We start from the raw sequence: 8066 nt of genomic DNA on the forward strand, positions 1-8066 counted from the left end.
CCCAAGCCCCTCGGCCCCCCATGCCTCGTCCTGAACCGCCCAGGCAAGGAAGCGCCGCTTCTCCGACTCGGCCCCCTCAACCTCCAACATAAAGCCCCTCTGCCTCAAACTCAGCTTAAAACCCAAGGCCCTAGCCTCCCCCTCAGCCCCCCTAAGGTCCGCGAGAACCGTTGACTCGCTCAACCCCGCTTCCTCCCCAAGCTGGTACAAATCCACCGGCACCTTGGACATCACAAGGCGGCGGAACGCCCCCCGGGCCCTCTCACCAGGGGGGCAGTCCACCGGCGCAGGGCCCCGGACCGAAGGTAAGACATTGGGGTTGATCGAAGCCTCAAGGATATAACCCATGGACCGGGAGGACCTTATGAGCTTCGCACCCCCAACACCTCCCGCCCGGTTTATCTGGTTCACCAGAGATCTCACGGTCCTGTCGCTGACCCCCAGGGCCATGGCGATCTCCGAGGCCTTGACCCACCCGCCCCGTTCCATGAGGTAGCTCATGAGGGCCCTATGCCTTGGAGTGAGGGAAGACACCGGTCCAATCACACCTCCTCGTTGAGCACCAGCTGGGACAGCTCCGAAGCCACCCTGCCCAGCTCCAGAAGCACCCTCTCCAGGTTCCATATCCTGCCCCTGTCCCTCTCGCCGGAGCTTATCTCCTCATACAGGCCGAACCCCCGGTGGGACAGGGGTTCAAAGGCGGACATCGCCCTCAATGCCATCTGTTTATCCCCCAAAACCCAGGACCCCACGGCGGAGCTCAATATGTCCCTCACCACCTGGATGGACCTTCCGATCCCATTGATGCCCATCAGCTCCCGGGATCTTGCCATGTCCGACAGCGCCGGGTAAAGGTCCCTTGTGAGCACCACGCCCATGGCCCTAAGGCACAGCAGCGCCTGGGCCAGCCGCCGCTTCCGTTCGATCCCCTCGGGGCTCGGGTCCTCTATGACGTCCAGGTATTGGACGCAGGAGTCCGCCAGGTCCACCACCCCGTCCTCCACGAAGGGCCTCACCCGAAGCTCAACCGATAGGTCCGATGGGAGCTGAAGGAGAAGCCCCATGAACCGGTCCTCCAGGTCCGCAAGGCGCCCCATCTCCTTCTCCAAAAGCTTGTAAGCCACCTCTGGAAAGCCAGCCAGGGCGTCATCTATGTACGCCCTCTCCCCCGGACGCCGGGTGGACCCCGCAAGGACCTTTGATACCTCCGCAAGCCAGCGAGCCGCGGGGAAGAGGGCCAGCCCGTTGAGCACCGTGAGGAGCCCCATGAAGGCCGGTATCCCCGACACCGGCGGCAGAGCCGCCCGGGACGCGAAGGGCCCCGCCAAAAAAGCCCCCATCACGCCTCCAAGGACCTTGTATATCCCCATGGCCCACGCAAGGCGCCGGGCGGAGACCTTCTTGCCCAAGCTCGCCAGCATCACGGGTCCGAAGGAACCGCCGTGGGAACCCACCACCAACCAGCAGGCCTCATGGAGCCCCAGCACCCCCGATGAGGCCATGGCTATCCCCAGGGCCACCACCGCGGAGCTGCTCTGGAACGCACAAGTGGCGAGGAAAGCCCCAAGGGCCAAGAGGACCGGCCTGCCAGATAGGTACCCCACCAAAAAACGGGCATTGGGAGAGGACATGAGTGGAGAGACCCCCGTCTTTATGAGGAGCATGCCCACCAGCACTATCCCCATTCCCCTTAAAAGCCCCCCGTAACGGGAGATTCCGGCTGGAAGGTTTGAAACCAAAGCCCCAGCCAACAGGAATCCCGGCCCCAGGTACGACACGTCCAAGCTCAAAAGAAAGGTGACCATGGAGGCTCCGACGCTTGAACCCATCATGGTTATTATGGATGACGAGAAGCTGAGGGCCCCTATGTCCACCAGCCCCATGGCAAAGCTGGTGGCCACTGAGCTGCTTTGGGACAGGAAGGACAACAAAACCCCAAGGATCAAGGCCCCTAAGGGGTTGGCGGCGAAACGGGCCATCATGGCCCGCTCCCTCTCCCCCAGCGCCACCCGGCTTGCCCTGGAACTCTCGTCCACCCCAAAGAGAAACAGCGCTATGCCCCCGGCGAGGATTAAAAGATCCCCCAAAGGCTAAACCTCCCCCCTAAGAAGCCTCTCCATCAAAGCGTGCCTCAGGCCCCTGGCGCTCACCGTGACCCCTGTAGCTTCGAAAAGCCTCACCGCCTCCAACGCTATCACCGCCCCCCCAATGGCGATGTCCGCCCTCTTGGGATGCATCCCCGGTATGGAACGCCGCTCCTCCCCGGTCATGGAGGCGTACATGACATGCTGCAGCTCAAGCTCCTTAAGGGATATAAAAAGTCCGTGAACCCTGTGGGGATCGTAACGCTCAAGCCCCAATGCCACGGACGCCAGGGTGGTGAAGGTGCCTCCCACGCCGCAAAGGGGGACGCCCGAACCTAGGATCCCAAGCTCCTTCAACCCCGTCTCCAGGGCCTCCCGGCCCCTCCGGTGGGCTGCCTCAAGGGCCTCCCGGGAGGGAACCGTCCTGGGATCCAGGAACAGGTCGGTGAGGAAAAGGGCCCCCGCCTCAACGCTCACCGCCCCTTGGATGCTCCGGTCGCCGAAGACCATCTCGGTGCTGCCGCCCCCTATGTCCAGCACAAGCCTAGGCCCCTTGAGGGCCGACGCCTCAAACGAAAGCTCCGCCTCCTCTTGTCCGGATATTATCCGCACCTCCAGGGAGTAACGGTCCTTGATGGCCTTGAGCAGCTCCTCCCCGTTGGATGCCTTCCTAAAACCCATGGTCCCCACCGCCAGCAGGGCCTGGGCGTCCAGGGCCTCGCAAAGCTCCAACATCTTCCCCACCTCCAGCACCGCCCGGTCCATGGCGTCCCTTAGGAACCCTCCGCTAAGCGCCAGCCCGTCCCCAAGGCGCACCACCTCCTGGCGGTCCAGAAGGACGTTAACATCACCTCCATCCCCCTCCGCCACCAGGAGTTTGAAGGAGTTGGTACCAAGATCCATCACCGCTGCCCTCATGCAAAAGGCCCCCAATTCCAAGGAGTTTAGGTTATCATGCAGCATAGTAATACATGGGACTCAAAGAGGGCAAAAGGCGTGGAACGCCCTTAACGGGAGGTGGCCGGTGGGAAGGTTCTTTGTGCCCCCCAATAACTACGGGGGCCCCCAGTTGGACCTGGCAAGGGGAGCAAGGCGTTTTCTGGAGGCCATGGGGTTCATACCCCCGCAGCTGGACGGAAGCAGATGCATACTGCACATATCCGACACGCCGTCGTCCACCTACGGATACATCCGGCGGGCGGTGCTGTCCATGAGGCCCATGATGGTAATCCACACCGGGGACGTGGCGGACGAGGTCAAGGTGGGTCTTTGGCCCTCCCTGAAGGACGAGTACGTGCGGAAGGTATCAAAGCTGTCCAAGGCATTGGAAGCCGTCAGGGACGTCTCAAGGCTCGTCATCACCTGCGGCAACCACGACCTGGAGGAGGTGCTGAAGGACCTCATGCCCTGGGCGAAGGTCCACCCGGTGAGGGCCCTTTTGACCGTGGGCGGCAGATCCCTTAAGGCCTCCCACAGGCACTCGGACCTGGGGGAACTGGGGGACGTGAACCTCTTCGGCCACGACCTGGAGTTAAGGACCTCCACGGAGGGGGACAGGATCATGTTGAACGGCATCGAGCGGATGAACCTCTTGGACACCGCCGACTGGTCGGTGCGGTTCATAAGATACCCCCCGGGCACCGACGACGAACGAACCCTTCGCCGCCGAAGGGGCCTTTAACCCCCCTGATGGGGCTTTTTAAAATTTAAAATTTAAAAAACCTGTGGGGTTTTAAAACCCCCGGTGGGGAACTAAAACCCCCTGTGGGGGCTAAAACTCCAAGCGGGGGGGTAAGCCGGGAGGGGGAAGATCTCCCTACCTGGCCCTGCAGGGCCAATGAAAAAGGAACGACTACTAAACGGGAACGTTAAACCGGAGGTGGTGACAATGCTTTCTCTCGTGAGGGGAGGGCCTAAGGTTCTGGTGGTGGAGACCACCGCTTCTGATGGGCGGATCGCGGAGCTGGAGGAGTTCATGGAGGCACGATGTGTGCCCTGGCAGCAGGACCCCCTGTCCGCGGTGGAGTCCGCAACGGAGGAGGCCACGCTGATCATATTCATGGCCTCCGGCGACAAGCCGGTCCTCAAGGTATACTCCACCCACACCCCCCCGGAGGAACTGCTCTGCCACCTCATAAACTCCAGGCTGTGCGAGGCGGTGGACAACGTGTGCACCGCCCCGGGCACCGCGGTAATGCGGCTCATGGGAGACCTTGGAAGGGCGGTGGAGAGGATAGCAAAGGACCTCGGGGGGGAAGTGGTGCAAAGGCCCCACGCACTGGCCTGCCCCACCGGGACCAGGACCATCATATACTTCACCCAGAGCCCCCTCAACAGGCCCCTTAGGATGGAGGAACTGCACCCCTCCGCGGTGCTGGTTGAAAGGCCCTGTTCAGAGGTCTTAGGACGCCTCAAGGACAACGCCATGGACTACCTGAGCATCGCCATGGGGACCCCCGACTGGAACCAGGTGGAGATCAAGATATACGACGCCGCGGGGCGCTACGACCTGCACTACCAGAGGCTAATGGGGGCCATAGAGGGGGTGGACGCGGGGCTTGTGCTGTCCGAGGCGTGGGGAAGGGACCAGGCGTTCATACTTATGAGCGTGCCGGTATACGTGGTGAGCCTCTTCACCCCCCTTCCCCCATCGGAGGTAAAGGAACTTTGCATGGCCCTGGAGTACTCCCCCAGCGGGGACCGGTGGGTGGATCTGGACGTTATCCACCGGGGAAAGAAGGTAAGCTGGACATCCCTGGGGGAGGACAAGTCCCCCCGGGACTCGATTGGGCTATCCCTCAGGGAAAAGCTCCTGAACCGAATGTCCCCCCAGGGGATCAAAAGGCTCAGGGAAGCGGAGGAGCGGCTGACGGAGAGCCCTTAAGGGCCCTTTCGATGACCCTCAACGGGTTCTCCCAAAGCAGCTTGCCCATGAGCCTTGAGCCAAGCCTGGCTTTAAGGGCGTCCAAGGCGTCCCGGGCCTCCCGGTGGCTCATGAAGAGGTCCTTGCGGACGCCCTGGTAGAAGCTTTCAAACCTGTCGCAGAGGTCCAGCCCGAGGGCGCAGGCCTCCTCCCCCGCCAGGTCAACCACCCGGGTTATGTGGCGGTACATCCCTTCCACCGGGTCGTCGAACCCCACGAAGGATCCGTGGGCGTTGAACCCCACCACGCCCCCAAGCCGCCCTATGGCCTCTATGTGCCGGTCCTCGAGGTTCCTTGGATGGGAGCACAAGGACCTGCAGTTGGAGTGGGATGCCCAAAGAAAGACCCCCATGTGGAGCAGGTCGTCCACCCCCGGGTCGTTGAGGTGGCTTACGTCCAGCGCAACGCCCACTTCAGCGGCGGACCTGGCCAGGGCCATGCCGCGGGAAGAAAGCCCCCCGGGGGACCTGACGGATCCCTTAAGATCCGTACCGTCGGCGAAGCGGTTCCTGCGGCTCCATGTAAGACCCAAGGACCCAAGGCCGTGATACCGGAAGAACCCAAGAAGCTCCTCGCTCCCCTCCAGGGGCTCCGCCCCCTCCATGGAGAGCACAAGGCCCATAGGACCGCCGGAAAGGCACCTCTCCAGCTGCTTAAGATCTTTGACCAGCACAAAAGCCCCTTCCGCCTCCCTCTCCTCCTCCAGAAGGCACTGGAGCTGAAACAACGCCTCCTCAAGCGCCCTTGGGACCGAGAGATCGTCAACGAACAACGACACCACCAAAAGCCCAAGCCCGCTGTCCTGAAAGTCACGAAGGAATAGGTTCCTTACCACGTCCCACTCCCCCCTGCGCCTTCTTACCGCAAGCTCGTAGGGAAGGTCGCAGTGCATGTCCACCCATCTCATACAGAACACCCCCAATGCGGTATTTCAATCATAACCCCAAGCAGTGATGGGATCCAACCCACAAGGGGATAAGGGCGAGGGCCCCTTGAACCGAAACAAGAAGGGCAAGAAGATGGGCACAGGGCAGTTAAGGACAGGTGGCTTGAAGCCTTAGGGGGTGGCAAGGCATGACAAAACCGTTCTCCCTTGGGGGACCTAAGGAAGACCCAACGGACTTACTCAAGGGATGGGAGAGGGGCACTGAACGCCAAAGGGCGGAAGACGCCCCAAAGGACCCAATGGAGGCGGTGGCGAGGGCCAAGGGCAACGTGGACGCCTCCATGGACCGGGTGATGGTGTTACATCACCGGACAGTTCAGAGGTCCATGGAGGAGTACAAGCTAAAGCTCAAGAAGAAGATCCTGGAGGCGGAGATAGAGAAAAGGCGCCACCAGGACAGGGAACTGCTGAGCCTCGCGGTGGCGGAGGCCATAAACCACAGGAACCGCCTGAAGGCCCGGGCCCTCAGGAGTTCCTAGGTCGTCCATAGGAGGCGAACCCTTCCAGGGCTTCCCTGAACTGCTCCCTTGAGAGGGTTGCGGGGGTGCCGACGCACCGGGCCCTCCAGTAGACCTCGCACAGGAACTCCAGGTTCACCGCCAGGTCGAAGGCCTCCTGTGGAGTCTCCCCCGCCACCACCGCCCCGTGGTTGGCCAAAAGGACCCCCTTGACACCGCAGGACAAAGCCCTTGCGGCGTCCAAGGCCAGCTTCTTAGAACCGAAGGGGCTGTAGGGGACCATCGGTATGTACTCGTCCCCAAAGGCCGCAAGGTAGTAATGGACCGCCGGCACCTCCCACTTAAGACACGCCAGGGTGACGGCAAACCGGGAGTGGGTGTGGAATACCGCCCCCACCTTCGGGTTGGCCCTTAATATCTCAAGGTGCATCCTCCACTCGCTGGAGGGCTTGCCCCCCTCCAGGCAGCGGCCCTCCATGTCCATCACCGACACCTCTTCGGCCCGTAGGGCCCCGCAGGGCGCCCCGGAGGGCTTAAGGGCCCAAAGCCCATCGGCACAGCGAACCGACAGGTTCCCCCCGGTGCCGAACACCAGCCCCCGCTGTTCAAGCTGGGCCCCATATCTTACCACCGCGTCCTTGGCGTCGTTTACGGACAAACAACTCAAATCCATCACCTCAAGGAGCAATCAACCACAAAACCCAGGAGTTTGCAAGGGTTCGAAGCCCTTAAACAACTCTTATAAAAATACAAAAAGCTCAAGGGTTACCCAAAGGCAAACCAAGCCGCCTCCGGGACCCTTATGCGACAATGGACGCCCAAAATTCAACCGATTATAATGAGCGCGAGTTCATTTTTTTAGCATAATTCCGTCAAAAGGAGATGGAGAATCAATGGGCCTTAAGAACCTGTCGCTGGGCAAGAAGCTGTTGTTCATGGGGCTAGGGGTCACCGGGCTGTTGGCCGCCATGGTGATCATGGTGGCGCACCAAAGCTACTCCATGTTGAACCAGCAGGTTAACTCACTGGGGCTTGAGCTCATAGCCGCCAGGGCAGACCAGGTGGACCGTTATCTGGACAGCATATGGGGCATAGTAAACGCTTCGGCCAAGGAAGCCCAATATCTCATCGAGGCCGAGGGCAAGACGCAGGACGGCGACCTTGAGCCAGCCTTCGGCGCCATATACGACGGCGTGAAATCAGACCCCAACATACTGGACGTCTACGTGGGCCTTGAATCCTCCGGAAGGCTCGCAAGCGGTTCCCACTGGGAGGAACCCCAGGACTACGACGCAAGAAAACGCCCCTGGTACGAGGACGCCGTCAAGTCCAACGGACCGGTCATAACAGAACCATACGTTGACCCGGACTCCAAAGAGGTGGTCATCACCCTGGCGGTGCCGATAAGGGGCAAGGACGGCAGGGTCCTTGGGGTGGCGGCGGCGGACCTAATGCTCAAGAGCCTTTCGGAGACGATAACCGGGTACACCATCCTCGGTAAGGGCAACGGGTTCCTCACCACCTCACAGGGAACCTTGGTGTGCGATCCCAACAAGGACCTCATAATGAAGGAGAACGTAGCCAAGCCCAGCTCCGTGATAACCCCGGAGCTGGCGGAGGCGGGGCGCAAGATGATATCCGGCGGCAGCGGCTTC

General features: G+C 61.4%; 9 protein-coding genes. 4 read left to right on the plus strand and 5 right to left on the minus strand.

Going from position 1 to position 8066, the window contains the following annotated elements:
* From N2315_08400 to N2315_08410, 3 genes are all read right to left on the minus strand, one after another.
* Positions 1-546, minus strand: a 546-nt coding sequence (locus N2315_08400; GenBank protein ID MCX7829196.1) for an HTH domain-containing protein, incomplete at its 3' end; no start/stop codon positions are given.
* Positions 543-2087: a Na/Pi symporter gene (locus N2315_08405; protein MCX7829197.1), complete on the minus strand. Its 1545-nt coding sequence runs from the start codon at positions 2085-2087 to the stop codon at positions 543-545. The genes N2315_08400 and N2315_08405, both read right to left, overlap by 4 nt.
* Positions 2088-2090: 3 nt before the next feature.
* Positions 2091-3002 carry a hypothetical protein gene (locus tag N2315_08410; GenBank protein MCX7829198.1) on the minus strand — a complete coding sequence of 304 codons (912 nt, stop codon included), beginning with the start codon at positions 3000-3002 and terminating at the stop codon, positions 2091-2093.
* 106 nt (positions 3003-3108) lie between these two features.
* On the opposite strand from N2315_08410, the gene N2315_08415 reads away from it, so the two are divergent.
* A complete protein-coding gene (locus N2315_08415) occupies positions 3109-3765 on the plus strand; it encodes a metallophosphatase family protein (protein MCX7829199.1) in 657 nt (218 codons plus the stop codon).
* A gap of 207 nt (positions 3766-3972) precedes the next feature.
* The gene (locus N2315_08420; protein ID MCX7829200.1) at positions 3973-4968 is read left to right on the plus strand and encodes a hypothetical protein; all 996 of its coding nucleotides are present in this window, start codon (positions 3973-3975) and stop codon (positions 4966-4968) included.
* Here N2315_08420 and N2315_08425 read toward each other — a convergent pair.
* Positions 4931-5914, minus strand: coding sequence for a membrane dipeptidase (locus N2315_08425; GenBank protein MCX7829201.1), 984 nt, complete (start codon positions 5912-5914; stop codon positions 4931-4933). The genes N2315_08420 and N2315_08425 overlap by 38 nt on opposite strands.
* A 167-nt stretch (positions 5915-6081) precedes the next feature.
* On the opposite strand from N2315_08425, the gene N2315_08430 reads away from it, so the two are divergent.
* A complete protein-coding gene (locus N2315_08430) occupies positions 6082-6432 on the plus strand; it encodes a hypothetical protein (protein MCX7829202.1) in 351 nt (116 codons plus the stop codon).
* Here N2315_08430 and N2315_08435 read toward each other — a convergent pair.
* Positions 6419-7099: a class II aldolase/adducin family protein gene (locus N2315_08435; protein MCX7829203.1), complete on the minus strand. Its 681-nt coding sequence runs from the start codon at positions 7097-7099 to the stop codon at positions 6419-6421. The two genes, N2315_08430 and N2315_08435, sit on opposite strands and share 14 nt — an antisense overlap.
* 205 nt (positions 7100-7304) lie before the next feature.
* On the opposite strand from N2315_08435, the gene N2315_08440 reads away from it, so the two are divergent.
* Positions 7305-8066 (plus strand): cache domain-containing protein (locus N2315_08440; protein ID MCX7829204.1); only part of this gene is annotated, 762 nt, incomplete at its 3' end.

This window comes from Thermanaerothrix sp., assembly GCA_026417795.1.
Taxonomy (GTDB): Bacteria; Synergistota; Synergistia; order Synergistales; family Synergistaceae; genus Thermanaerovibrio.